Source organism: Paraburkholderia heleia NBRC 101817, assembly GCF_000739775.1.
GTDB lineage: Bacteria > Pseudomonadota > Gammaproteobacteria > Burkholderiales > Burkholderiaceae > Paraburkholderia > Paraburkholderia heleia.
The window spans coordinates 41,573-65,298 of the sequence record NZ_BBJH01000025.1; the positions used below are offsets into that span (position 1 = coordinate 41,573).

General features: G+C 64.0%; 22 protein-coding genes and 3 pseudogenes. 13 read left to right on the forward strand and 12 right to left on the reverse strand.

Going from position 1 to position 23,726, the window contains the following annotated elements; translation table 11 throughout:
- Nucleotides 1–90 precede the first annotated feature (90 nt).
- The 4 genes from BHE01S_RS21015 to BHE01S_RS21030 all read left to right on the forward strand — a co-directional run bounded on the left by BHE01S_RS21015 (nt 91) and on the right by BHE01S_RS21030 (nt 3,919).
- On the forward strand, nt 91–765 hold the full coding sequence (locus BHE01S_RS21015) for a histidine phosphatase family protein (protein WP_042267332.1): 675 nt from the start codon (nt 91–93) through the stop codon (nt 763–765).
- A gap of 22 nt (nt 766–787) precedes the next feature.
- Entirely contained in the window at nt 788–1,807 is a 1,020-nt protein-coding gene (locus BHE01S_RS21020) for a phosphotransferase (RefSeq protein ID WP_042267333.1), read from the forward strand.
- 39 nt (nt 1,808–1,846) lie between these two features.
- Nucleotides 1,847–2,611: an SDR family oxidoreductase gene (locus tag BHE01S_RS21025; RefSeq protein WP_042267334.1), complete on the forward strand. Its 765-nt coding sequence runs from the start codon at nt 1,847–1,849 to the stop codon at nt 2,609–2,611.
- 69 nt (nt 2,612–2,680) lie between these two features.
- Nucleotides 2,681–3,919, forward strand: a complete 1,239-nt coding sequence (locus BHE01S_RS21030; RefSeq protein ID WP_042267336.1) for an acyl-CoA dehydrogenase family protein — start codon at nt 2,681–2,683, stop codon at nt 3,917–3,919.
- A 106-nt stretch (nt 3,920–4,025) separates the two neighbouring features.
- Here BHE01S_RS21030 and BHE01S_RS39205 read toward each other — a convergent pair.
- Together BHE01S_RS39205 and BHE01S_RS21035 are read right to left on the reverse strand one after the other, a co-directional pair.
- Nucleotides 4,026–4,217: pseudogene (locus BHE01S_RS39205) on the reverse strand (ATP-dependent DNA ligase); the annotation flags it as partial.
- Nucleotides 4,214–4,549: pseudogene (locus BHE01S_RS21035) on the reverse strand (DNA ligase-associated DEXH box helicase); the annotation flags it as partial. The pseudogenes BHE01S_RS39205 and BHE01S_RS21035, both read right to left, overlap by 4 nt.
- Nucleotides 4,550–4,613: 64 nt before the next feature.
- On the opposite strand from BHE01S_RS21035, the gene BHE01S_RS21040 reads away from it, so the two are divergent.
- From BHE01S_RS21040 to BHE01S_RS21070, 7 genes and pseudogenes are all read left to right on the forward strand, one after another.
- On the forward strand, nt 4,614–5,492 hold the full coding sequence (locus tag BHE01S_RS21040; protein WP_042267337.1) for an SDR family oxidoreductase: 879 nt from the start codon (nt 4,614–4,616) through the stop codon (nt 5,490–5,492).
- Nucleotides 5,493–5,670: 178 nt separating this feature from the next.
- Entirely contained in the window at nt 5,671–5,832 is a 162-nt protein-coding gene (locus BHE01S_RS36995) for a DUF1328 domain-containing protein (RefSeq protein WP_042267338.1), read from the forward strand.
- Nucleotides 5,833–5,985: 153 nt separating this feature from the next.
- Nucleotides 5,986–6,180: pseudogene (locus tag BHE01S_RS21050) on the forward strand (Dps family protein); the annotation flags it as partial.
- Between the two features lie 386 nt (nt 6,181–6,566).
- Entirely contained in the window at nt 6,567–7,823 is a 1,257-nt protein-coding gene (locus BHE01S_RS21055) for a phosphatidylserine decarboxylase family protein (RefSeq protein WP_042267341.1), read from the forward strand.
- A gap of 108 nt (nt 7,824–7,931) precedes the next feature.
- Nucleotides 7,932–9,161 (forward strand): DNA topoisomerase IB, encoded by a 1,230-nt coding sequence (locus BHE01S_RS21060; protein ID WP_084069077.1) that lies wholly within the window; start codon nt 7,932–7,934, stop codon nt 9,159–9,161.
- 174 nt (nt 9,162–9,335) lie between these two features.
- The gene (locus BHE01S_RS21065; protein ID WP_042267481.1) at nt 9,336–10,631 is read left to right on the forward strand and encodes an NRAMP family divalent metal transporter; all 1,296 of its coding nucleotides are present in this window, start codon (nt 9,336–9,338) and stop codon (nt 10,629–10,631) included.
- 131 nt (nt 10,632–10,762) lie between these two features.
- Complete coding sequence (locus tag BHE01S_RS21070; RefSeq protein WP_042267343.1) at nt 10,763–11,218, forward strand: divalent metal cation transporter; 456 nt, start codon at nt 10,763–10,765, stop codon at nt 11,216–11,218.
- A 20-nt stretch (nt 11,219–11,238) separates the two neighbouring features.
- Here BHE01S_RS21070 and BHE01S_RS21075 read toward each other — a convergent pair whose 3' ends face one another.
- Together BHE01S_RS21075 and BHE01S_RS21080 are read right to left on the reverse strand one after the other, a co-directional pair.
- Nucleotides 11,239–12,801 carry a methyl-accepting chemotaxis protein gene (locus BHE01S_RS21075; protein ID WP_084069084.1) on the reverse strand — a complete coding sequence of 521 codons (1,563 nt, stop codon included), beginning with the start codon at nt 12,799–12,801 and terminating at the stop codon, nt 11,239–11,241.
- 418 nt (nt 12,802–13,219) lie between these two features.
- Nucleotides 13,220–14,116 carry a LysR family transcriptional regulator gene (locus tag BHE01S_RS21080; RefSeq protein WP_042267346.1) on the reverse strand — a complete coding sequence of 299 codons (897 nt, stop codon included), beginning with the start codon at nt 14,114–14,116 and terminating at the stop codon, nt 13,220–13,222.
- A gap of 84 nt (nt 14,117–14,200) precedes the next feature.
- Between BHE01S_RS21080 and BHE01S_RS21085 the strand changes: the two genes are divergently transcribed.
- On the forward strand, nt 14,201–15,019 hold the full coding sequence (locus tag BHE01S_RS21085) for an NAD(P)H-dependent oxidoreductase (protein ID WP_042267349.1): 819 nt from the start codon (nt 14,201–14,203) through the stop codon (nt 15,017–15,019).
- Between the two features lie 9 nt (nt 15,020–15,028).
- Here BHE01S_RS21085 and BHE01S_RS21090 read toward each other — a convergent pair whose 3' ends face one another.
- The 8 genes from BHE01S_RS21090 to BHE01S_RS21125 form a co-directional block, all read right to left on the reverse strand.
- Nucleotides 15,029–15,418: a hypothetical protein gene (locus BHE01S_RS21090; RefSeq protein ID WP_042267482.1), complete on the reverse strand. Its 390-nt coding sequence runs from the start codon at nt 15,416–15,418 to the stop codon at nt 15,029–15,031.
- A gap of 40 nt (nt 15,419–15,458) precedes the next feature.
- Nucleotides 15,459–16,391, reverse strand: coding sequence for a hypothetical protein (locus tag BHE01S_RS21095; protein ID WP_157025549.1), 933 nt, complete (start codon nt 16,389–16,391; stop codon nt 15,459–15,461).
- Between the two features lie 135 nt (nt 16,392–16,526).
- Nucleotides 16,527–16,907 carry a potassium channel family protein gene (locus tag BHE01S_RS21100; protein ID WP_042267351.1) on the reverse strand — a complete coding sequence of 127 codons (381 nt, stop codon included), beginning with the start codon at nt 16,905–16,907 and terminating at the stop codon, nt 16,527–16,529.
- Nucleotides 16,904–17,950, reverse strand: coding sequence for a DUF2955 domain-containing protein (locus tag BHE01S_RS21105; protein WP_042267353.1), 1,047 nt, complete (start codon nt 17,948–17,950; stop codon nt 16,904–16,906). The genes BHE01S_RS21100 and BHE01S_RS21105 overlap by 4 nt, the downstream gene beginning before the upstream one ends.
- Before the next feature lie 9 nt (nt 17,951–17,959).
- Nucleotides 17,960–19,078, reverse strand: a complete 1,119-nt coding sequence (locus BHE01S_RS21110) for an HlyD family secretion protein (protein ID WP_042267354.1) — start codon at nt 19,076–19,078, stop codon at nt 17,960–17,962.
- Complete coding sequence (locus tag BHE01S_RS21115; protein WP_084069079.1) at nt 19,075–20,652, reverse strand: TolC family protein; 1,578 nt, start codon at nt 20,650–20,652, stop codon at nt 19,075–19,077. Before BHE01S_RS21115 ends, BHE01S_RS21110 begins: the two co-directional genes overlap by 4 nt.
- Nucleotides 20,653–20,668: 16 nt before the next feature.
- Complete coding sequence (locus BHE01S_RS21120; protein ID WP_042267356.1) at nt 20,669–21,775, reverse strand: AI-2E family transporter; 1,107 nt, start codon at nt 21,773–21,775, stop codon at nt 20,669–20,671.
- Between the two features lie 351 nt (nt 21,776–22,126).
- The gene (locus tag BHE01S_RS21125; RefSeq protein ID WP_042267357.1) at nt 22,127–22,495 is read right to left on the reverse strand and encodes a hypothetical protein; all 369 of its coding nucleotides are present in this window, start codon (nt 22,493–22,495) and stop codon (nt 22,127–22,129) included.
- A 502-nt stretch (nt 22,496–22,997) separates the two neighbouring features.
- Here BHE01S_RS21125 and BHE01S_RS21130 point away from each other — a divergent pair.
- On the forward strand, nt 22,998–23,726 hold the full coding sequence (locus BHE01S_RS21130; RefSeq protein ID WP_245639811.1) for a type IV pili methyl-accepting chemotaxis transducer N-terminal domain-containing protein: 729 nt from the start codon (nt 22,998–23,000) through the stop codon (nt 23,724–23,726).

Genomic DNA, 23,726 nt, shown 5'->3' on the forward strand with positions numbered 1-23,726 from the left:
ACGAATCGTTATGACGCAGTATCACCAGAATAAATTTCCTGAATAGCCGGTGTCCCAGTATCGTTTCCGTCATGTTCAGACGAGGTTGGCATGGCGGAACTTTACCTGGTACGGCACGGGCAGGCGTCGTTCGGCGCCGGAAACTATGACGAGCTTTCATCCCTTGGCGTCGCCCAGTCGCGCTGGCTGGGCGAATACTGCGCGCAGGCGCGCCTGACGTTCGATCGTGTCGTGACCGGCACGATGCGGCGGCACGCGCAGACCGCCGACGCCTTGCTCACCGCAATGGGCGGCGCGCCTGTGGAAATCGTGCCGGACGCGGATCTGAACGAGTACGATTTTCACGCCCTTTTTTCCGCGCTCGGCGAGAGCGGTCTGGCGCCCGGCCTGCTGGCCGAAGGCTCGATGAAACACTTCTCCAGGGGGCTCAAGCAGGTCCTGCAGCTTTGGTCCGAAGACAAGCTCCCAGGGCGCGTTCCCGAGACCTGGGGGCAGTTCCAGGCGCGCGTGGAACGCGCGCGTCTCGCCATTCAACGCTCGGGCGGCAAGCGCGTGCTGGTGGTGAGTTCGGGCGGTCCGATTGCCGTCTTCACGCAGCGGGTTCTGCAGGCGCCCGCCGCGGCGGCCATCGCGCTTAACCTGCAGATCCGCAACAGCAGCGTGAGCCAGTACGTCTTCAATGACAGCGCCATGTCGCTGCTCACCTTCAACACGCTGCCGCATCTCGAACAGGCCGGGCGGCGCGAACACGTCACCTATGGCTGATTCGAATCCGGATTCCCGCTCCATGATGAATACAAGTCTTCAGTTCGACGTCGATGCACTCGCGCGCTATCTGGCTGCGCACGTACCCGGCTTTCGGGGGCCCATGGTCGTCGAGAAGTTTGCCGGCGGACAGTCGAACCCCACGTTCCTTCTCGAGGCGCAAAGCGGCCGCTATGTGCTGCGGCGTCAGCCGCCGGGCGAGTTGCTCAAGTCCGCGCATGCCGTGGACCGCGAATTCCGTGTGCTGGGCGCGCTTGGCGACACGCCGGTTCCTGTCGCACGGGCCCTGCATCTTTGCGAGGACCGCGAGGTGATCGGCAGCCTGTTCTACGTGATGAGCTTCGAAGAGGGCGAGATTTTCTGGGACCCGTCCTTGCCCGCGTTGTCCGCCGGAGAACGCGGTGCCGTCTACGATGCGTTGATCGGCACGATGGCGGCCTTGCACGAGGTGGATGTCGAGGCCGTGGGCCTTGCCGGCTACGGTCGCGCGGGCAACTACTTCGCACGGCAGATCGAAGTCTGGACGAAGCAGTATCGCGCGGCGCAGACCGACGACCTGGAGGCCATGGAAGCGCTGATCGACTGGCTGCCGGCGCACTGTCCGGCCCAGGCGGGCAAGCCTTCGCTCGTGCACGGCGACTTTCGCATCGATAACCTGATTTTCCACCGAGGCACGCCGAAGGTTCGCGCCGTGCTCGACTGGGAACTCTCCACGCTCGGCAATCCGCTCGCCGATCTCGCGTACTTCTGCATGTGCCTGCGGTTGCCGCCCAAAGGCCATATCGGCGGTCTCGCGGGGCTGGACAGGGCGGCGCTCGGCGTGCCGGACGAGGCCGCGATCGTAGAGCGGTATTGCAGTTTGCGTGGCATCGGCTCGATCGGAAACTGGAATTTTTACCTCGCCTTCAGCTTCTTCCGGCTCGCGTCGATCGCGCAGGGCGTGAAGAAGCGTGCCCTGGGCGGCAACGCATCGAATGAGAAGGCGCGCCAGGTCGGTGAAATGACCGGTACGCTCGCGAAGATGGGTGTGGACGTCATCTGACGACGTCTGTCTACACGTCGATATAGTGAGGAGACAATTGTGACTACGAATTTATTCGACCTGAGCGGAAAGATTGCTTTGGTCACCGGTGCGAGCCGCGGCATTGGCGAGGAGATCGCGAAGCTGCTCGCGGAACAGGGCGCCCACGTGATCGTGTCGAGCCGCAAGCTCGACGACTGCGAGACCGTGGCGCGCGGGATCAGGGAAGCGGGCGGCAGCGCCGAGGCGTATCCGTGCCATGTTGGGCGTCTCGAGGACATCCAGGGCGTGTTCCAGCACATCCGCTCGAAACATGGCCGGCTGGACATACTCGTGAACAACGCGGCCGCGAATCCGTATTTCGGCCACATTCTCGACACCGATCTTGCGTCCTTCGAAAAGACCGTGGAGGTCAATCTGCGCGGCTACTTCTTTATGTCGGTCGAGGCGGGCAAGCTCATGCGCGAGCACGGCGGCGGCGCGATCGTCAACACAGCTTCCGTCAACGCGCTGCAGCCAGGCGACAAGCAGGGCATCTATTCGATCACGAAGGCCGCCGTGGTCAACATGACGCGGGCGTTCGCCAAGGAGTGCGGCCCACTCGGCATCCGCGTGAACGCCTTGCTGCCGGGCCTCACCAAAACGAAATTCGCCGGTGCGCTGTTCGAAGACCGGGCCCTGTACGAAAGCTGGATGACGAAGGTTCCGCTGCGCCGCCACGCGGAGCCCCGCGAGATGGCCGGCACCGTGCTCTATCTCGTCTCCGATGCGGCGAGCTACACCAACGGCGAGTGCATCGTCGTCGACGGCGGCCTGACGATCTGACCATGAAGGCGGCGGGCGTCATGCATGCCCGCGCCGCCCGACATTCACCTGGATTCAAGGAAGAGCAAGATGGACTTTGCCTATAGCCCGAAAGTCGAAGCGCTGTGCACGCAATTGCGCGCGTTTATGGATACGCATATCGTGCCGCGCATCGGCCAATGGCACGAAGAAGTGAGCGCGGGGCAGTATCCCGTTTCCTTCATGGAGGACCTGAAGGAGAAGGCGCGAGCCCAGGGCCTCTGGAACCTGTTCCTGCCACATCTGCGCGACGACGAGCCGGGCACGCGGCTGACCAACCTCGAGTACGCACCGCTGGCCGAGATCATGGGGCGCGTGTCGTGGGCCTCCGAGGTATTCAACTGCAATGCGCCGGACACGGGCAACATGGAACTGCTCCATATGTTCGCCACGCCCGCGCAGCGCAAAACGTGGCTCGAGCCGCTGCTCGACGGCAGGATCCGCTCGGCGTTTGCGATGACCGAGCCCGCAGTCGCCTCGTCGGACGCGACCAACATCACGACGTCCATTCGCCTCGACGGCGACGACTATGTGATCGATGGCCGCAAGTGGTTCATTACGAACGCCGCGCACCCGAATTGCCAGATCTTCATCGTCATGGGCAAGACAGACCCGGACGCGCCCGCGCACCGTCAGCAAAGCATGGTTCTCGTGCCGCGCGACACGCCGGGGGTGAAAATCATCCGCAATATCACGGTGGTCAATCACACTGCGCCGGAAGGCCACTGCGAGATCGAATTCAGGGGCGTACGCGTGCCGCGCTCGAATTTGCTCGGCGAAGAAGGCAGCGGCTTCGCGCTCGCCCAGGCGCGCCTCGGACCGGGCCGCATTCACCACTGCATGCGCTCGATCGGCGCCGCCGAACTGGCGCTCGAACTGATGATCGAACGCGCGCAGGCGCGCACGGCGTTCGGCAAGAAGCTCTATCAGCAAGGCACGGTTGGGGAGTGGATCGCGAAGTCGCGCATCGAGATCGATCAGGCGAGGCTCTTTGTGCTGAAGGCCGCCTGGATGATCGACAACGTGGGCGCGAAGGAAGCGCGCAAGGAGATCGCGATGATCAAGGCGCTCGTGCCGGGCGTGCACACCGCCGTATGCGAGCGGGCGATCCAGACCTTCGGCGCGATGGGGCTGAGCCCCGACACGCCGCTGGCGGACAGCTGGACCTGGGGGCGTGCATTGAAGTTCGCCGATGGCCCGGACGAGGTGCATCTCCAGAGCATTGCGCGCATGGAGGTCAAGGCGCGGCCTTATGAACCGGGGCATGAGAGTCCTTACCTGACGCGTTAGCGAGCCGTCGCCGGTGTTGGTGGTCACCGCGCCGGACAGGCGTAGTCCGAAATGGATCGTCACTCCGCTTCCACCCCGGTTGCCGGGGCGGGTTCCCGCCCTTCAGGCGATCGCGCGCGCATTCGATCAGCACGCGCGTCGCTACCGACTGGCGAGGCTTGCCGCCTGCGAGGAAGTACGAGGCCCACGCCGCGTCTTCGGGTTCGGCGCCGCGGAAATACGTGATCAATGCGTCGAGCTTGTCGTTGGTGGAGGTCGTCGCATCAAGGGCCGAGTAAAGCGCTGCAAAACGTTTCATCGCAGTGCGTTCTCCGCAGCGGCGGGGCTGCTATCTGTCTCGATCGTGTCGCCGCCATACTCGGTCGTGAAGGTACCGGCGTCGAATCCGCGTTGGGAAAGCCATCGCACCATTGGCTCGATATACCCATGCGTGACGATCACGCGTTCGGCGCCTGTCGCGTCGACGGCGTGCAGCGGACCGGGCCAGTCCGCATGGTCCGACAAAACGACTCCCCAATCGACTCCGCGTCTGCGTCGCGCGCCGCGCAACCGCATCCAGCCGGACGCCAATGCGTCGCGGTAGTCGCCGAAGCGGCGCGTCCACGCGCTGCCTTGCGCGGACGGTGGCGCCGGGCAACTGCGGAATGGCACTTGCGGCGCGTGTTCATTCGAACGGTTCTCAAGGAGTGATGTCATGACCATTCTCGTTGCCGGAAGTACAGGGCTTGTTGGCGGGAACATCGTCGAGCACCTCGCGGGGAAGGGCGCGGAAGTCCTCGCGCTCACGCGTGCTCCAGAGCACGCGGAATTGCCGGAAGGAATCGTCCCGGTAAAAGGAGACATATCCGATATCGGCGCGATGCGATCGGCGTTGAAAGGCGCGGATACGCTATTCCTGCTCGTCCCCAACGTGCTCGGCGAACACACCCACGTGCTGCAGGCGCTGAGCGTGGCCCGTGAAATCGGCATCAAAGGGATCGTGTACCTCTCGGTATTTCGCGCGGAAGACTATGTAGATGTGCCGCATTTTTCCAGCAAATATTCAGCAGAGCAGATGATCGAACAGGTGGATCTTCCTGCGACGATTCTCAGGCCCGCGTATTTCATCCAGAACGATGCCTGGCAGAAGGAGCCCTTGCTGTCCCAAGGCGTCTATGCCATGCCAATCGGCAATCAGGGTATTTCGATGGTCGACGCACGCGATATCGGCGAGGCGGCAGCGCTCGAGTTGCTACGCCGTGAGCGCAGTCACGATAGTCTGCCATCCGAAACGTATACGTTGGTTGGCCCCGATGTCATCGACGGCGAAACGGCGTGCAGCATCTGGGCCGCAGTGCTCGGCCGCCCGATCCGGTACGGTGGCGATGACCTGGATGGTTTCGAAACGCGCCTGAAGTCAGTAGCCCCCGAGTGGATGGCCTATGACATGCGACTCATGATGCGCCGGTATCAGCAGGATGGTGCGATCGCCGTCAGCGCGGATATCGCGCGGCTGACCGAACTGCTGGGCAGGCCGCTGCGATCCTACCGGGACTTTGCAGCGGCGAGCGCGGCCGAATGGGGCGGGCATTGACCCGGCGGCTTCGAATATTTGACAGGAACCCACCGGGGATTTCATCGGGGGCGGGCTCGTTTGGCGGAGTGGGTCATTTGCGAGAGCGACGCGCCGCTGAAGCGACGGTGCGATGAAGGCAGCTCCTTTAGGCACATCCGGTGCGCAGGCACCGTCAGGCCTTTAAGAGGAGCCAGCCATGCTTTACTACGCGATCGTATTCTTCGTGATAGCCATCATCGCGGCTGTCTTTGGGTTTGGAGGGATTGCCGCAGGCGCGGCGAGCATCGCCAAGATCCTGTTCGTCATTTTCGTGATCCTGTTCCTTGCCAGCCTGCTTTTCGGCATTACGAGGCGCTGACAGGGTAGGCTGCGACAGCGGCGCGAGACGTCGTGTGCCGTGGCGAATCGTTTATGCAATACGCTCCGCGAGCGGTCGGTGCCATCGGGCATGTCCGTTGCGTGGCTCGCTGGACCCCATCCACGGAGCGAACTCAGTCTCAACGGAGCCACCATGCCAAATACCGATTCGAAACACAAAGGTCCCGCCGCGACGAACCTGGCGACCCCGACTGATCTGGGCAACGATGCCCGCAAGGAAGTTTCGGCAGGATTGACGAGACTGCTCGCGGACGTATTCGCGCTTTTCGTGAAGACGAAGAACTTCCACTGGCACGTAAGCGGTCCACACTTTCGCGACTATCACCTGTTCGAAACGACGCGGCATACGCAGGCGCGCTGAGACCACGCACTCACTGTGTAGGAGGTTGACATGCGAAACGGAAACGCCCCCCTCGGCGCGGTGCAGCGAGATGGGCCCAAGCGCGACGACCCTTCTGCAACGCCACCGGCCCACACAGGGCAAGCCGAGCGCGACGAGCGCGAAAAGCGTAAGCACGAAGCATCTGAAAGCGAACTGCCGTCCACGCAGGAAAAGAACCCGATACCGCCAGGGACGACGCGGCAAACGTCGTGAGAAAAAACGATTGGCATGCGATACGCGGTTTCCCTCGGCGCGCAAAACGCCCCGGCTGGACGCTCGAGCGTTCCGGGCCCGGCTCGCGCGCTCTTTTCCGAACGACGGAGCATACGAATATGAACGGCGCAAACAAGGAGCCGGCATCCCGGCGACGCCTGGGAAACTGGATGCCGGCCAGGGAAGAGCACACTGCCGCTTTTCGGATCGAGATTGCCGGCCGCGCGCGGGAGCGACGCGCCGGCATCGCGCTTTCGAGCGTTGTCCAGGACCTCGGCAAGCTCATCGACGGCGACCCCGTGCTCAGGATGAACCTTTCCCGCGCGATCGATGACGCGATCGAGCAGGGCAAGCAACTGGGATATTCAAACATCGGCGAGCTGCTGGACGTGATCGACTACCTGACGACGTTCAGCCCGCCATTCAGCGAGAGCGCTCCGGTGGCCACGCCGCTGAACGCCATGCTCGAATGGCCCATGTGCATGCCCACCGGCTATGCCGTGTTCCGCGATCCCGCATTCAATGCCCGCTTGCGGCGCGTCCTGAGCACGTGGGCCGGCTTCCTGAGCGGGCCGCGCTCCCGTACCTGGCTTGTCGAAGACGAGCCGCAAGGCTGGTTCAGCGCCCCCGCTCTGGCAAAACTCGGAATGGATGACTTCGTACACGACCGCTCGCTCGAGCATTGGGGATTCGACTCCTGGAACGCCTTCTTTACGCGTCATCTCAGGCCGGGCGCGCGGCCGGTCGCGTCGCCCGACGACAGCGCGGTTATCGTGAACGCCTGCGAAGCGTCGCCTTTCGACGTGCGGAAAGACGTGAAACTCCTCGACCGTTTCTGGATCAAGTCCCAGCCATATTCCCTGCGTGAAATCCTGACATCAAGCGACGAGTCGCTCGCGCGCCGGTTCGTCGGCGGAACGGTTTATCAGGGCTACCTGAGCGCTTATAACTATCATCGCTGGCACGCCCCCGTCGACGGAACGGTCGTCGAGGCCTATAACGTGGACGGCACCTACTACTCGGACGCCGAATCCGAGGGCGAAGACCCGAGCGGGCTGAACGATTCCCAGGGCTATACCAACGCAGTGGCGGCGAGGGCCGTCATTGTCATCGACAGTGCCGATCCGCTGATCGGCGAAGTCGCGTGCGTGTTTGTGGGGATGGCGGAAGTATCGTCCTGCCAGGTCGTCGTGCGCCCGGGTGACGACGTCAGGAAGGGCGACGAGCTGGGATTTTTCCAGTTTGGCGGAAGCACATACTGCCTGTTGTTCCGGCGGAATGTCATTGAACGCTTCGCGCCCCAGCCGCCATGGCACGACGATGTCCCGCCCCTGAAAGTCAACTCGGCTCTGGCCTATGTGCGCCGGAGCGCATGACTACGAGACGTCGGCGCGCGCAGGCCGGAGACCGCGGCCATCCGGACAAAGGCACGCGGTTTGCTCGCCGCTTCGCACAGGGGATGAGGCAATGGACGGAGGCGAACCGTGGCGAGACAGCAAAAGCGCGTCGAAAGGGGCGGCCCGCCTGGCGCGGTTCGAAATACCGACGCCCGCGACGCGGACCTCCCGGCGAACCTGCGCTACATCGATGACTCGCGCCCAGGCTTTACCCGAAGGCGGACAAACGGCGGGTTCGCGTACTTCGATACAGCGGGAAGGCGCATAGACGACGAAGGGGATATTCGACGCATTGGCGCGCTAGCGATCCCGCCCGCTTATACCGACGTCTGGATCTGCCCGGATCCGCGAGGCCACCTTCAGGCGACCGGACGTGACGCGCGCGGCCGCAAGCAATATCGCTATCACCCGCGATGGCGGGAAACGCGTGACGCCAACAAGTACGACCGGATGATGGCCTTCGGCGCGGTGCTGCCGAGGCTGCGCGCGCAGGTCAAACGCGACCTCGCGCTCGAAGGCATGCCGCGCAACAAGGTGCTGGCGACAGTCGTGCGCCTGCTCGATACGACACTGATCCGCGTGGGCGGCGAGGCATATGCGCGCGAAAACCGCTCGTATGGTTTGACGACGCTTCGCAAGCGACATCTGAAGATTTCAGCCGGTACCCTGCGCCTGAAGTTTCGTGGCAAGAGTGGCATTGAGCACGATGTCGCCGTTAGCGATGTGCACGTTGCACGGATTGTAAAGCGCTGCATGGACCTGCCGGGCCAGGATCTTTTCCAGTATCTCGATGCCGACGGCATGCGCCACTCGATTGGCTCGTCCGACATCAATGACTATTTGCGCGGGCTAACCGGTGCAGACTTTACGGCGAAGGACTACCGCACATGGGCCGGCAGCGTTTGCGCGGTCGCGGCGTTAAGAAAGGTGCAATGGGAAACCCTGACCGAGGCGCATAAGCATGTTGTCGGGACGATCAAGGAAGTCTCCCAATTGCTGCGCAACACGCCGGCAGTCTGCCGAAAATGCTACGTACATCCCGCAGTCATTGAGGCATTCGAGGCTGGCGACCTGACGGGAATGCTATCCGGCCCGCGCCGACGCGGGCTCAAGACCGATGAAGCCGCCCTCCTCGCTTTCCTGGAGAGAGATGCGAAGCGGCGCGCGCGCGAGGTGACGCATCGTAGCCGCAAGGGCAGGGCATTGAGCGACCCGCGGCTTACCCCCCTGCTGACGTCCGAATCGAGTCGCAAGGCCCGCGCTCGAGTAACGCCGTCTCAAGCGCAGACCACGGCGTCCAAAGCGGCTACGGCGTAAGGAGCCGGAGTGAGCGATGTCACTGCGTCCATCGCCGGTCGCAGCTTGTGCCGGGCATTCAACCACAATCGGCATTCCGGGTCGGCGTTCGTGATGCTGCACATGCTGCTGGGCAAGCCGCTTGCGCATGCACAGTGCCGCCATTTGGCAGCGGCATCTCCGAGGGGCGTACCCGTGGATGACAACGAAAGACTCGAGCCCGAAGTCTCGGTTACTGACCAGACAGAGCGCTCGTGGCTGTCCCGACTCGGGCCCGGCCTCGTCACGGGAGCGGCAGATGACGACCCGAGCGGGATTGGCACCTATTCCCAGGCGGGAGCGCAGTTTGGGTTCATGCTGTTGTGGACGCTTCTGTTGTCCTATCCCCTGATGGTTGCGATCCAGATGATCAGCGCGCGCATCGGACGCGTGAGCGGAAAAGGGCTAGCCTCCAACATGCGGGCGTACGGGCCGAAATGGCTCGTGATCGCATTGGTGCTCGTGCTCGCTGCCGCGAATACCATCAACATTGCGGCAGACCTGGCCGCAATGGGGGCGGCGCTCCATCTGCTCGTGCGCGGTCCCCAGCAGCTTTATGTGGTCGCGCTTGGCCTGTCGTCTGCCATCCTTCAGATATGGATTCCTTACGATAACTATGCGCGCTTCCTTAAGTGGTTGACCTTGGTCCTGTTTTCGTACGTCGCTGTTGCGTTTGTCGTGCCGGTGAACTGGGGGCAAGTCGCGCTTTCGGTGATCTGGCCGCGCGCCAATCTTTCCAGCGCGTATGTCACTACGGTCGTCGCTGTTCTCGGCACGACGATCAGTCCGTATCTGTTCTTCTGGCAGGCGTCCCAGGAAGTCGAGGAGCTTCGCTCAAAGCCTGGCGAGCGGCCGCTGCGCTGGGTCTCATCATTTCGGGCTTATCGGCAGATCGACAGGATCACGGCAGACACGTGGATCGGAATGGGAATTTCGAATGGCGTCGGTTTTTTTATCATGCTCACTGCGGCTGTCACGCTTTACGCCCATCATATTGAAGTTCACACGTCCGCCGATGCCGCTCGGGCGCTCGCACCCATCGCGGGCCGCTTCGCTTCGATCGTCTTCGCCGCCGGCATAGTCGGCACCGGGCTGCTCGCGTTGCCGGTATTGGCGGGCTCCGCCGCATATCGCGCAGCAGGCGCATTCCGGTGGCGCAGCAGCCTTTCCCTTCACCTCACGCTCGCTCGCGAGTTCTACTCCGTCATTGCGGTGGCAATCATCGGCGGTGTCAGCATGACTTTCTTTCACCTTGATCCCGTCAAGGCGCTTTACTGGAGTGCTGTGATCAATGGGCTGGCTGCGGTGCCGGTCATGGTCGTCGTGATGCTGATGGGAAGCAGCGAGAGGATCATGGGCAGGTTCGCCATATCAGGCTTCCTCAAAGCAGGGGGCTGGATTGCCACGCTGTTAATGGCGATCGCGGCGGCAGGCATGTTCGTGCCCGGCTAGCGGGCGGCCAGCGACGTTCGATGCCCGGAAACATGCTCGCCGTGGGAGACGCCGCCCGCCTGATGTTCCGCGGTCCGGTCGCACCGTGCATCATTCTGTTTGCCGCGGTATCGACCGCGCTTCAATGATGGGTGCTCTATGCGCGCTGCGCGAACGTGCTCAAGTGGTTCGCGCTTATCCTCGCCGCTGCCGCCGTTACGCTTCATGCCGCGCACCAGCCGGTCGGGGGCACTCAGGCCGCCGCGCTTGCGATTGCGCCGATCGCGCACGGCTACGCGGGGCTCGTACTCGGTCTTGCGCTCGTGGGCACCGCGCTGCTTGCGCTCCCGCCCCTGGCGGGTTCCGCAGCACACGCCGCGGCGAGTTCGTTCGGCTGGCCGCAGGGTAACCGGCGCGACCACCGAATCGCCGGCGTCCTTGTGGCGCTCATGATGGCGAGTGCGGCAATCGCGTTGCTGTTCTACGTGTGCGGCGTCGATCCGGTCAGGGCCTGCTATTGGAGCGCACTGGCCACCGGCGCGGCGTTGGCAGTGCATCCTCATAGTTCGAGCAGACGACAGCAGCGTGATGAATGCGAAGAAGCATGACGACGAGGCCCATTTGCACGTCAACGAAACACGCTTACCGCCTCCACCAGACGCGCCGCCTGCTGTTTGAGGCTTGCGGAAGCAGCGGCACTTTGCTCGACCAACGCCGCGTTCTGCTGCGTGATCCCGTCGAGGCTACCGATCGCCTGATCGACCTGCGCAACGTTACTGCTCTGTTCCTCTGTCGCTGAACTGATCTCCACGATCAGGTCCGAGACACGCCTGACTTGTTCGACAATCTGATCCATCGTCTTGCCCGCATCGTCGACGATGCGCGAACCGGCCTCAACGCGATCAACGCTCGCGCCGATCAGCTCCTTGATTTCCCTGGCCGCATTCGCACTGCGCTGCGCCAACGCACGCACTTCGCCTGCCACCACGGCAAATCCGCGTCCTTGTTCGCCCGCACGCGCCGCTTCCACGGCGGCGTTCAGCGCGAGAATGTTCGTCTGGAATGCGATGCCGTCGATTACGCCGATGATGTCCGCGATTTTGTGTGAGCTTTCGGTAATCTCGTTCATCGTTGAAACCACTTCGCCTACGGCCTTACCTCCACGACTGGCCGCCGAACTCGCATCTCCTGACAGCCGGCTCGCCTGTTGCGCCGTTGCGGAATTTGCCTGCACGGTCGCGGTCATCTGCGCCATCGATGATGCGGTCTGTTGCACGCTCGATGCTGCCTGCTCGGTACGCGCGCTCAGATCCATGTTGCCCTGTGCGATTTCATCGATAGCAGTTTGTACATTGACGACCTGTGAGCTAACGTCGTCAATCAGCCAGCGAAACATCAGGCCCAACTGACCGATGCTACGCAAGGTCATACCGATTTCGTCGACTCGATCCATGTGATCTATGCTCGTGCTCTCGCCGCTCGCAACTTTCAGCGCCTGCTCGAGCACCAGTTCGAGCGGAGCCGCGATCTGTCTTTCGAGCAGCGTTGAAACCAGAAAGGACAGCACCAGCATCACACCGCAGAAGCCTGCTAAATACGCCCGATCCCCGGTCGACGGAAGGTGCTGCACTGCCATCAAACCGGCTGCGACAATCACACAGAACATCAACGCCATGATCGAGCGAATGCGCCAGCGCGCGGGCATTGTCTTCAGGAACGAGGTCCAGCCAAATAGCCCGGTGCGGACAATCAGACCTTTGTGGAAACGCTTGTTGCCCTGTTTGCCTTCACGAAACTGGCGGTACAGCGTCTCAGTAGCTTCAATTTCCTCGCGCGACGGCTTGGTCCGCACCGACATATAGCCTGTCGTCACCCCATTGCGTACCACAGGCGTCGCATTGGCTCGGACCCAGTAATGGTCGCCGTTCTTCCGGCGATTCTTGACGAGCGCAGTCCACGGCTCGCCGCCCTTGAGCGTCGCCCACATGTCGGCAAATGCTTCGGGGGGCATGTCGGGGTGACGCACCACGTTGTGCGGCTGCCCCTGAATTTCTTCTGGATCGAAGCCGCTGACCTGCATAAACGCTGCGTTGGCGTACCTGACGTAGCTCTGCGTGTCAGTCGTCGACATTAGTGTCGCGTCGGCGGGGAAATCGTACTCGCGCTGAGTAACCGGCTGATTGTTTCTCATATTGTCAAACGCCTCCATCGCAACTATTAGTCAAACTGCGGGCTCAAAACACCGAGCCAATGCAAGCGTTATCTACCGCGACAACGACTCCACAAGATATCGGCAGCGTGAGGCGGAAAGTTGAGTGGCAACGGTTGCCGGGTTGGCAGTCTGCGACGGTGGATAACAAATCTCGAGCAGTTGAATGGGCTTAGGGACGTGAAAGCGCTTGTCTTCCGGGTCGGTTGTTCATATCGACGCCAACTCGAGTCGTTGCTCGCGAATCGTGGTCAGGACTTGCGCGAGGTGACACTCGTTGAGGAAGCCGTCCAGGTTGAAGCCCAGGGTGCGTCTTACGCGGCTCTGTTGCGCCGCCTGCGACCCGCTACGGACTCGGCGCGTAACAGCCAGCCGCTGCGCCTGAACGCGCCGCACGCAGCTACACAGCCCGGGCGATCTGCTCGCGCAGCCAGCGATGCGCGGGGTCGCGATGCGAGCGTTCATGCCAGAGCATGCACATTTCATAGCCCGGCACCTCGACAGGCGGTTCGACCGCGCGCAGTGCCGGGCTTGCGCGCACGAGCCGCCACGGCAGCATCGCCACCAGGTCGCTGCGTTCGAGTACGGAAATGACAAAAAGAAAATGCGGGACGGAGAGGACGACGCGCCGCGTGAGTCCGGCTTGCGAAAGCATTTCGTCGGTGATGCCGCGAAATCCGCCGCCATCGGGCGAGACGATAACGTGCTCCAGTGTGCAGAACTGCTTGACGCCCGGACGGCGCTTGAGGCGCGGATGGTCGGCGCGTCCCGCAAGCACGTAGCGCTCGGTGAAGAGCGCGCGGCGACGCAGGTTCTCGGGGGCACCGCTGGCGGTATGGAACGCCAGGTCGATTTCGCCCTGCGCCGCCTGCTTCGCGACACGCGCAGGCGCGAGTTCCACCACGGCAAGACGCGTATGCGGCGCAGCCTCGCGCAAGCCGCGCAGCGCCGGCAACGCGATGGTGGACTCGCCATAGTCGCTCGCGGCCACACACCAGGTATCGCGGGCGCTGGCTGGATCAAACGGGCTTTCGGGCGCAATGGCGCGCTCGAGCGATTCGAGCGCCGCGCGCAGCGGCTCGCGCAATGCCAGCGCGCGAGCCGTGGGCTGCATGCCGCGCGGGCCTGGCAGCAGCAGTGGATCGCCCAATATCTCGCGCAGCCTCGCGAGATGCACGCTAACCGACGGTTGCGAGAAGTTCAGGCGCCGCGCCGCGCGCGTGACGTTGTGCTCGGCGAGCAGCACGTCGAGCGTGACGAGCAGGTTGAGATCGAGGCTACGCAAATTAGCAGGCATAATGGCTGGTATTTCCGTTATTCATTTCCACTATAGCAGCCGGGCGGCTAAGCTGGGTTCCTGTCAGATCAAGGAGCCCTTGCAATGAATATCCTGCTCGTCTACGCGCATCCCGAGCCAAAGTCGCTCAACGGCGCACTCAGAGATTTCACCGTGCAGCGTCTCGAGGCGGCGGGTCACGCCGTTCAGGTGTCGGACCTCTATGCCATGAACTGGAAGGCGACGCTCGACGCGCAGGACAGCGTCGAGCGCCGGAGCGACGCGCCATTTCATCCATCGCTCGATTCGAAGCATGCTTTCGAGAACGGCCTGCAGACCGGGGACATCGCGCGGGAGCAGGCCAGGCTTTTGTGGGCCGATACGCTCATCCTGCAGTTTCCGCTTTGGTGGTTCTCCATGCCTGCCATCCTCAAGGGCTGGGTGGAGCGCGTTTTCGCGTACGGCTTCGCCTATGGCGTGGGTGAGCACTCCGACGTGCGCTGGGGAAGCCGCTACGGCGAAGGTACGCTGGCCGGCAAGCGCGCGATGCTCGTCGTGACGATGGGCGGCTGGGCGTCGCATTACGGGCCCCGGGGCGTGAACGGCCCGATCGACGACATTCTCTTCCCGATTCATCATGGCGTGCTCTATTACCCGGGCTACGACGTGCTGCCGCCGTTTCTCGTGTATCGCACGGGGCGCATGGACGAGGCGCGCTATGCCCAAACGCGCGACGCGCTCGGCGCCCGGCTCGATGCGCTGGCGCAGACCGAACCCATCGCGTTTCGCAAGCAGAATGGCGGTGCGTACGAAATTCCGTCGCTCACGCTGCGCGAAGACGTTGCGCCGGACCGCACGGGGTTTGCAGCGCACGTCGCGCAAGCCGGTGGGGTCGCGCTTGCGTACCCCGTGGGTGATCGGTAAACGATCTCCCTACCGCCCCATGCGCCGGTCGTAGCGGCTCACGACCCGGTGAATGAGCGTGGGGTCGCGCGCGTCGGCGGTATCGAACTTTACGACTACGCTGCCGTCGGATTGCCGGTACACGTTCGCCGTCACGGTGCCGCCGTCGAGCGTCCCGGCAATCATGCCTGTGCCGGGGTCCTGCACGGTGATGGCGAGTCCCTCGTCACGCATGGCGCCCGCCGCCGCGGCGAATGACCGGTCGTAGCTTGCGGGCGTCATGACCACGGTGCCGGGCGGCGCCGCGTAGTAGGGACATCCGGCCAGTGGCAGCAGGCAGGCGCAAACGCCCGCGAGCACGAGACGCCTCGCGACTGAACACACCGTTGAGTGCAGTTGTCGTTCACCTCGTGGACTCATCGCCATTCTCCTCACGTGCGCGCTTCCATCGTTCGACATCCTAAAAGCTGACCGCCAGGCCAAACGACACGCCGTGCACGTTGTGGCCGAACACGTAGCGCACCATTGCCCGCGTACGGGTGATGATGATGGGATACGTACTGCTGTCGAGTTCCAGACCTACGCCCAGCGAGGTGAGTTCGTTGAAGCCGAGCACCCCGGCGCTGTCGCCGAAGTAATGCGAGTAGGCGAACTCCAGCACGTAGCGCACCGGCTTGTCCAGCGCGTGCCAGCCCGTTGGCGCGCGCCAGCGCGTCCAGAGGCTCACTTGCTGCGCCATCGCAGACCCCTGAACGGCTTCGGAACTCCCGCCGAAGCTTCGCAGGTAGATATCGGTCGCGCGCAGTTCCGCATCGATTTCGTAGTTCTCGCGGTAGTGCTCATAGTCGAGCATGAGCGATCCGCCGTAGCCATACGCGTCCAGATAGCCGTTATTGAGGAACTGGAGATTGCTGTCCGTGACATGGTTGAACAACGTTTGTCCGATACGCAGATCGCTGGAAACACGTCCGATGGTGCCGTTTATGATCGGGCGAAACACGAGTTCGTTGGTGATGCGAAAATCCCAGCCAAGTCCCACAGTGCCGCTGAAGGTATTCCACCTCGTGGGCACCGCCCGCGTCTGTGCGCCGTCGGTCGCGATGAAGGTTGGGTCGTAGCGGCTGTACGCGATCGTGCCTTCCATGTACAGCGGAAACGTCCGGCTCAGCGTGAAGCCGCCACCTAGCTGCGTCTGCCCGAAGCCTGGGTTGCCGGTGGTGCCGTTGTTGATCGAAAGCGAGCTGGTGGTGACGTCCGGCACCGTGGTGTAGGTCATGATGGACAGCACGGCGTCTGCATGCTGCTTGATGTTGCCGCCTATCACGGTCTGGTTCGACAGTTGTCCCGGTACGTTCTGCGCGTGCGCTTGCCACGGCAGCACGGCTGCGAGCATCGCCGCGCCAGCCCTCACTAGCGCGATGCGAAGTTGCAGCCAACGGACGGTGATGGTGTTCGTCATGTTCGATCCTGCCGGGTCCCGATGCCCGATGGGGTCCGATTACACCTGCTTGTGTTCGCTTAGGCCTGCTCACGCCCGATTGCGCGCATGGCGTGAGGCCTCCTGCACGCCGCGCACGGCCGCTGCAACGATCAATCCGGTCAACACGACGCCGATGAGTCCGAGCAGCACCGCGTCGATGCGGCCGAACGCGGTGGTTGGCACCACATCGCCGTAGCCGATGGTCAGCGCCGTAATTGCGCAGAAGTACAAGGTCTCGCCCATCGGCGATGGGGTGCGGTTCAGCGTCTCCACGGCGCCGCCGAAATAGAACATGCCAATTGTCAGGATAACGAATATCAGTAGCAGGCCGCCCAGGAGCAGGCGCATATACCAGATGGTCCGGCCCGATTCCAGCAGGATTTCGCGTGCCTTCGGGGCAAGGTCCGCGCTGGTTGGTGCATTGTTCATGGCGTATCCCTCTCGAGCGCGGCCGCGCCGCGCCGCGCGAAGCGCTCGACTATCTGCAGCATCAGGCACGCGTAAGCGGTGACAGCGAGAAAGAGCGCCATGCGCACGGCGAACGCACGGTAGACGTCCTTGCCCGCCACGCTGTCCTGGACCGACTGACCCAGCAGGATGATCATGGTGACGAGACTGTTCAGCCAGAAGCCGGGCGAGTAACGCGTGGGGCGGATGCGATAAAGCTTGCGCGCCACGAGCAGGCCGAACAGCAGCATCCAGAGATAGAACATCCAGAGGTTCACAAAGAGCCTGAGCGCAAACCAGCACGCGACGGCGAGCAAGCCGCCGAGCGCTGTGGAGCCGAGCAGTTCTTGCGCCGCGCCGCGTGCCGACGTGGTGCAGCTTTGTCTGCCGAGGCTGACGGATTTCATGATGATCGGCATGTAGCTCGCGGGGTCGTTCATCGCCAGCAGCCAGGCGGGCATGACCACGAGCGCGGCCTGCAAGGCGATGCGCGACGCCGTCTCCTGCGGCACGACGCGCGCGGCGGGTTTGGCGCCTGCCGCCGCGGCGGGGGGCTCGGGAAACAGCGCGTGACTCAAAACCGAGACGAGCACGGCGAGCAGCAGTCCCTTGACGAGCGCACCGACCACGGTGGCGGCGAGTTGCTGATCGGCCACGCCTGCCGCGCTAATCATCGTGAGGCCCGCTGCGAGGAACGTCGACACCAGATTGTTGCCGCCGCGCAGGCCGGCGCGAAACGTGAGGAAGAGACAAAGGCCGACGAGCAGCACGCCCGCGAACGGGTAATAGCGCAGCACGGGGACCAGCAGCAGGCCGCTGCCCGTCGTGAGCGCAACGACCAGCGCGAGCGCGAGCGCCGCCTTGAGCGAAAGCGGCCGGGTTTGCGTCGCCAGCAGAAAGACGGCGAGTACCGGCGCGATCACGGGAATCGGAAAGTCGAGCGCAAAGCTGATGGCAAGCGTGAGCGCCGTGCCGGTGGCCACGCGTAGCGCTCGGCGGCCGGGAAGCGATGGACTCGTTTGCATGGGCGCCCCTCAGTAGAGGAAGGAGAGCCAGCTCATCGCGCGCAGGAACACGCGGCCGAGCGGATTGAGCGGGTTTCCTGCGCTCGGGAACGCCATCACTTCGGCCTGGCCGCCCACGCGCACGTTGCGCAGCCGTGCGCGCTCGTCGCTGTCGAACTCGACGATCACGGGAAAGCGCTGTGCGGGACGCAGCCAGTCGCGGCTATTCTGCACGGTGGGCAGGGTGCCGGGCGGCGTGCTCTGTCCCACGCTCACGCCATAGCCGATGCTGCGGATGCGTCCGGCGAACACTTCGCCCGGCAGCGCGTCCAGCGCGATGGCGACGGGCGTGCCGGCATGGAGGCGGCCCAGATTGTTCTCTGTCATGTCCGCGCTGACCCAGACGTCGTGAATGGCGATGAGCGTCATGACCGGGTTGCCCGCCGCCGCGAACTGGCCAACTTCGGTGCGCAGGTCGGTGATGACGCCGGCCGAGCGCGCGCGAATATGCGTGTTGGCGAGATCGAGTTCGGCCTTTTCGAGCGCGCCTGCCGCGCTGCGCAACTGCGCGTTCTCCGCTTCGTTGCCGCCTTGCTGTTCGCGCGCGCGTTCGACTTCGGCCCGGGCGGCTTCGACCTGGCTTTGCGCCTGCTCGTGCGTGGCGCGCGCCACTTCGAGCCGCCGCAGCGAGACCGTGCCTTCGTCTTCACGGTACAGCCGTTCGAGCCGGTCGCTGTCCTGGCGCGCCTTGACCTCGTTGGCGAGCGCCGCGCGCAACGAGGCTTGCGCCGAATCGATCCCGGCGGTGCTCGCGCCGATCTGCCGGCGCGTCGACTCGAGGTCGGCGCGCGCGCGGTCGGCGGCAATGCGGTATTGCTCGCTGTCGATTTCGAACAGCACGTCGCCGGCGTTGACCTCCTGGTTGTTGTGCACGAGCACGCGCGTCACGCGTCCCGACACTTCCGCCGCAACGGGGACGACGTAGGCCGCAATGCGCGCCTGCTGCGTATAAGGTGTGAAGCGATCGGCAAGCAGGTACCAGATCAGGCTGATGACGATCAGGATGACGATCCACTTGAGCGCCCTGCCGGAAGAGTCGGAAGCCGGCGGCGCCTGGGGCGGGCTCGAAGGTTCGGACGCGCTGCTCATCGTGTCGGCCCTTCCGGTTGATAGCCGGGACCCTGCGCGGCAGAGGGCGATGCCGGTTCGTCGAGCAGGTCGCCCCAGTCAGTGCGTCGCTGCATCTGGGCGCGGGTAGCGGGGTCGATGAGCGGCTGATCCAGATTCCAGCCCCCGTCCACGGCCTTGTACAGCGCAATCAGGCTGCTCACGGCATTGCCGCGATTGACGACGAAAGCGTCCTGCTGAGCGGAGAGTGCGCGCTGCGCGTCGAGCACGCGCTGAAAGTCCGAGTACCCCTCGCGGTAGATCGTATTGGCGAGCGTGAGCGAGCGCTGCGCCGCGCCTTGCGCGTCGTGCAGGATCGTGTCGCGCTGCAGCGCCGCGTTCAGCGCCGTTGCGGCGTCGTCGGCCTCGCGCGCCGCGTCGCGCACGGTGTTCTGATACGCAACGATCAACTGCTGCAGGCGCGCGTCCTGCACGCGCACGTTGTTCGTGATGCGGCCGTGATCGAACAGGTTCCATGTGATGCTCGGGCCGCCTACCACGGCGAGCGTGCTCGGCGCGCCGGTGAGCGAGCTGGCGCTCCAGACGAGCGAGCCGACCAGCGAAACGGATGGGTACAGATCGGCCTTCGCCACCCCGATCAGCGCCGACTGCGCGGCCATCTGCTGCTCCGCGGCGCGTACGTCTGGCCGGCGCAGCAACAGCTTCGCGGGCACATCCTGAAGCACGGCGCGGTCGATGAGCGGGACGACGCCTGCCTTGGCCGGCTGCACGTCGAGCTCCGGCAGCGGGCCGGGCGGGCGCCCAAGCAGCACGCCAAGCGCGTGACGCGCTACTGCGATCTGGCTTTCGAACATGGGAATGCTGCTCAGCGTGCCGAGATACTGTGTTTTCGCTTGCTGGAGATCGAGCTCGTCGGTTTCGCCGCTTTTGAAGAGCTTTTGCGTGATCTCGTAGCTGCGCTTTTGCAGCTGCGCGTTTTCGCGCGCAATGCGCAGGCGCGCTTCGGTCGTGCGTAGCGTGAAGTAGGTGTCGGCGACCTGCGCGTGAACGAGCACGAGCGCGTCCTCGCGGTTGGCCTGGGCGGCGAAGAACGAGGCGTCGGCCGATTCGATTGCGCGGCTGAAGCGTCCCCAGAAGTCCAGTTCCCAGCCGATGCTCAAGCCAAGACCATACTGAACGTACGCGCCCGAACGCGGGTCGAAACCGTCGTGGCGCTTGCGCGCCGAGGCCAGCACGTCGGCGTTGGCCTGCTGCACCTGCGGGTAACGCCCAGCGAGCGCGATGCCGAGCTGGGCGCGCGCCTCGATCACGCGCAATGCGGCAATCTTCAGGTCGCCGTTGTTCGTGTCGGCCGCGGCAATCAGCTGTTCGAGATTTTCGTCTCCGAATACGCGCCACCATTGGCGCGCGTCGGCTTGCTCGTTGGCCTGCGCCGCGATCGACGTGACCTGCTCGATCGACGCGCTGCTCCAGTGCTCGCTCCAGCTTTCGCGTTGCGGCTGAAAGTCGGGGCCCACGCGCATGCAGGCGCCCAGCAGCGTGCTCAGGCAGCAGGCGCCGAGCGGGAGCCAGTATGGGCGCTCGCAGAGGATCACTGGGCAGCCTCGCGGCTCAAGCCTGCTGTTCCTCTCGTGCGCGTTCCGGTTGCGGCTGGTCTTTCACCCAGCGCCAGAATAGTTGATAGCCGACGGCGAGCATCACCGGGCCGATGAAAAGGCCGATCACGCCGCCCGTGACCATACCGCCGATCGCGCCGATCAGCACGACGGGCATGGGCACCGCGACGCCGCGGCCAAGCAGCAGCGGCTTGAGTACGTTGTCGGCGAGACCGGCAACGAACTCGTAGACGGAGAAGACGATGGTCGCCGTGCTCACGCCCTGCGTCATGATCACGAAGATGATGACGGGCACGGTGATGAGCGTGGCGGGCAGCTGCATGATGCCGATCAGCAGCACGGCCAGCGCGAGCAGGCCTGCGCCGGGAATGCCCATCACGATGAAGCCCACGCCGATCAACACCATCTGGATGAACGCGATGCCCACCACGCCCTGGGCGACGGCGCGAATCGTGGCGGTGCAAAGGTCGGCGATTTGCGGGCCGTTTTCCGGGCCGGAAACGCGCGAAGCGATCTGCACCGCGCTGCGATGGCCCGTCTCGCCGTGCGCCATGAGAATGCCCGCAACAATCAGGGATACGAAGAAAATCAGCAGTGCGGCGCCGAGTCCGGTGATCGTGCCGAGCAGCGCGAGGCCGGCCGCCTTCAGTTGCGGCGCGAAGCGCTGCACGAGGCCGGTGATGTCGGTCGACGCCTGCATCCAGAAGTCGTACACGCGCTGACCGACGACTGGCCAGTGAGCGATCGAGTCGGCGGGAGGCGGGATATGAAACGTGCCGCCCTTCGCGACGCTCATGGCATGCTCGATCGAATCGGCCACGGCTACACCAAGCAGCCAGGTGGGCGCGAGGATCACGCCGAACGCCGCGAGAATGATGAGCGTGGCGATGAGCCCATCCTTGTGAGGGAAGCGGCGCTGCAGTTTCATTTGCAGCGGATAAAGCGTGACTGCGAGAATCACGGACCAGACCATGAGGTCGAGGAACGGGGCGAAGATGCGAAAGCAAAACATCGCCAGGACGGCAATGAGCGCGGCGCGGATCAGGACATCCAGCAAATCCCGGGACTGCGCCTTCGGCGTTGATGTAGTGGGCAGCAGCATCGTCTGTGTCTCCTCGCTGACCGGCGCGCGCAACTCAGCCGCGCCCCGGCTCCTATCGCGTTCTGACGAGGACCGCCAGAACCCCAGGTAGTACGAGAAACTGTCCGCCGACGCTACGCTCCTTCCTGGCAAGACCCCGTGACAGGGAGCAGGACGCTACGATGTTTGCAGTCGCCTGCGAGTTGTGCGGAGCGCATCGTCGAATTGAGTCTATTACACGTGCTGAAAAGGGACAACGAACGTGCGGCCCGTTTTGGGTCCGCGCGGAATCGGGTTAACCATGCGCTGAAAATGGCGTCGTGCGCGGGCTGCAAGTTCGATTCTGATTCTTGTTTGCAGGCCTCAATGCCCTCAATGCCCCGGACCACTCGAAGGCTCGCAGCTGAGAATGAGTCGATCGCCGTTGCCCGCACCGGGAGCCAGTGCAGCATTGTGGAATTCATGGCCGCCGCAGCGCCACTCGGCGAGATAGTCGTTGCGGCAGCCGCCCGACTGCGCGGCGATCATCGAAACCGGATAGCTGCAGGTTAGCAAACCGTCACAGTGCGCGGCGAGATCGCGTGTGACATTGCCGTGCGGTGCGCCGCAGTTGCTGCCGTAGGTGCCGGAGACGATAGCGATCGTCGCCTCATTCGCGGCGCTCGCCGTAGACGCGATGGCGAGGCCGCCAGGGCCGAAGGCGGCCCACGCGAGCGTGAGCGCGATTGTGGTTGGCTTCATGACACACCTCCCAGGCCGGCGTTGCAAGGTGCGCTGGCGCGGCCCACCCATCCATGTTTACAGCGTAGTGCGGCCGCGCCGAAGGGCAAGACGGTGCCCGGCGATGGTGCGGGGCTTCGCTGCAGTGCACCAGCAGCACACACCTGAGGCACACGATTGGTGGTGCACAGCCGGTCCAGGCCGCTTGGGCCGCGCGCGCTGCTCGACCCGCGAGACCCGCGCCGGCCGGGCGTTGCAAGGGGAGCGCGGCCCGCCCGCGGCCCGGGTGGCATACCTATTGCTTTGTCGCTACCGGGGCCAATGAAGGCTCCAACGAATGGCATCATCGTCCCGCCGTGCGCGGGATCAGTCGATCGTGCGGGGCAACGGCGTCCCGAAGTGGCACTCCACGGCACAGCGTGCGTGGGGGGTGCGCTTCGGGACGCTTTTTTTTTTGCGCGTCGCGCAAGCACCGTGGTTTGACCCACCTTTGGCGACGCGATTTGTACTACTAAAGATGAACATGCGGGAAACGATACCTGACATCTCTGCGGAAATCGTCGGCGAACTGATCAATCTGGCCGGGCGCCAGCGCATGCTCTCGCAGCGTGTGGTCCTGCATGCGCTGCTCGGCTTGCGCGGCGATGCGGCCGCCCTCGTCATCGCGCGCGATTGCCTCGACACGTTTGCGGCTTCGCACGCGCGGCTGGTCGAGGGGGACGATCATTTTCCCGGCGTGTTCTCGGCGGCGTTGCGCGAACTCTACTTCGGCGCACGCAAGGCCGACGAGCGCATTCGTGCGTTCATGAAGCTCGCCGCGCACGCGTGCGCGTGTCTCGAGCGCTCAGCCCATGCAGCGGCGGCCGATAGCGGTTGCGAGGCAGCGGTGACGGAACTCACCGCTGCCGCCACGCCGCTGCTCGAACTGCTGCAGGCGCTGACCCAGGCGTACCAGGACGAGCTGCGCAGCGTGGAAGCCGCGGCGGCGAAGCGCCAGGCCGGCATCGTCGACGAACTCGCCGCGATTACCCTGCGCGCGAACATCGTCGCGCTCAATGCACGGGTGGCTGCCGCCCGCGCCGGCCAGTTCGGCCGCGAGTTCGCCGTGATCACGGCGGAACTGGCGCACGTGATAGGCGAAATGGACAGGCTCGTGCAGGGCGTAGTCGGCAAGCCCGAAGCGCGCAGCAGCGCGCCCGAAAGACATTCTGGATTCCGAAACCAACGGATGCATGCCCGCGTGGCGGGTTGA

What these genes read in the sequence shown, in the direction of transcription:
- BHE01S_RS21110 (WP_042267354.1), bottom strand. Translation starts at nt 19,078, where the DNA reads ATGAGCAGCGCGTCCGAACCTTCGAGCCCGCCCCAGGCGCCGCCGGCT.
- BHE01S_RS21075 (WP_084069084.1), bottom strand. Translation starts at nt 12,801, where the DNA reads ATGAGAAACAATCAGCCGGTTACTCAGCGCGAGTACGATTTCCCCGCC.
- BHE01S_RS21095 (WP_157025549.1), bottom strand. Translation starts at nt 16,391, where the DNA reads ATGCTCGCAGCCGTGCTGCCGTGGCAAGCGCACGCGCAGAACGTACCG.
- BHE01S_RS21090 (WP_042267482.1), bottom strand. Translation starts at nt 15,418, where the DNA reads ATGAGTCCACGAGGTGAACGACAACTGCACTCAACGGTGTGTTCAGTC.
- BHE01S_RS21120 (WP_042267356.1), bottom strand. Translation starts at nt 21,775, where the DNA reads ATGCTGCTGCCCACTACATCAACGCCGAAGGCGCAGTCCCGGGATTTG.
- BHE01S_RS21080 (WP_042267346.1), bottom strand. Translation starts at nt 14,116, where the DNA reads ATGCCTGCTAATTTGCGTAGCCTCGATCTCAACCTGCTCGTCACGCTC.
- BHE01S_RS21055 (WP_042267341.1), top strand. Translation starts at nt 6,567, where the DNA reads ATGAACGGCGCAAACAAGGAGCCGGCATCCCGGCGACGCCTGGGAAAC.
- BHE01S_RS21040 (WP_042267337.1), top strand. Translation starts at nt 4,614, where the DNA reads ATGACCATTCTCGTTGCCGGAAGTACAGGGCTTGTTGGCGGGAACATC.
- BHE01S_RS21020 (WP_042267333.1), top strand. Translation starts at nt 788, where the DNA reads ATGATGAATACAAGTCTTCAGTTCGACGTCGATGCACTCGCGCGCTAT.
- BHE01S_RS21030 (WP_042267336.1), top strand. Translation starts at nt 2,681, where the DNA reads ATGGACTTTGCCTATAGCCCGAAAGTCGAAGCGCTGTGCACGCAATTG.
- BHE01S_RS36995 (WP_042267338.1), top strand. Translation starts at nt 5,671, where the DNA reads ATGCTTTACTACGCGATCGTATTCTTCGTGATAGCCATCATCGCGGCT.
- BHE01S_RS21015 (WP_042267332.1), top strand. Translation starts at nt 91, where the DNA reads ATGGCGGAACTTTACCTGGTACGGCACGGGCAGGCGTCGTTCGGCGCC.
- BHE01S_RS21105 (WP_042267353.1), bottom strand. Translation starts at nt 17,950, where the DNA reads ATGCAAACGAGTCCATCGCTTCCCGGCCGCCGAGCGCTACGCGTGGCC.
- BHE01S_RS21100 (WP_042267351.1), bottom strand. Translation starts at nt 16,907, where the DNA reads ATGAACAATGCACCAACCAGCGCGGACCTTGCCCCGAAGGCACGCGAA.
- BHE01S_RS21125 (WP_042267357.1), bottom strand. Translation starts at nt 22,495, where the DNA reads ATGAAGCCAACCACAATCGCGCTCACGCTCGCGTGGGCCGCCTTCGGC.
- BHE01S_RS21130 (WP_245639811.1), top strand. Translation starts at nt 22,998, where the DNA reads ATGCGGGAAACGATACCTGACATCTCTGCGGAAATCGTCGGCGAACTG.
- BHE01S_RS21085 (WP_042267349.1), top strand. Translation starts at nt 14,201, where the DNA reads ATGAATATCCTGCTCGTCTACGCGCATCCCGAGCCAAAGTCGCTCAAC.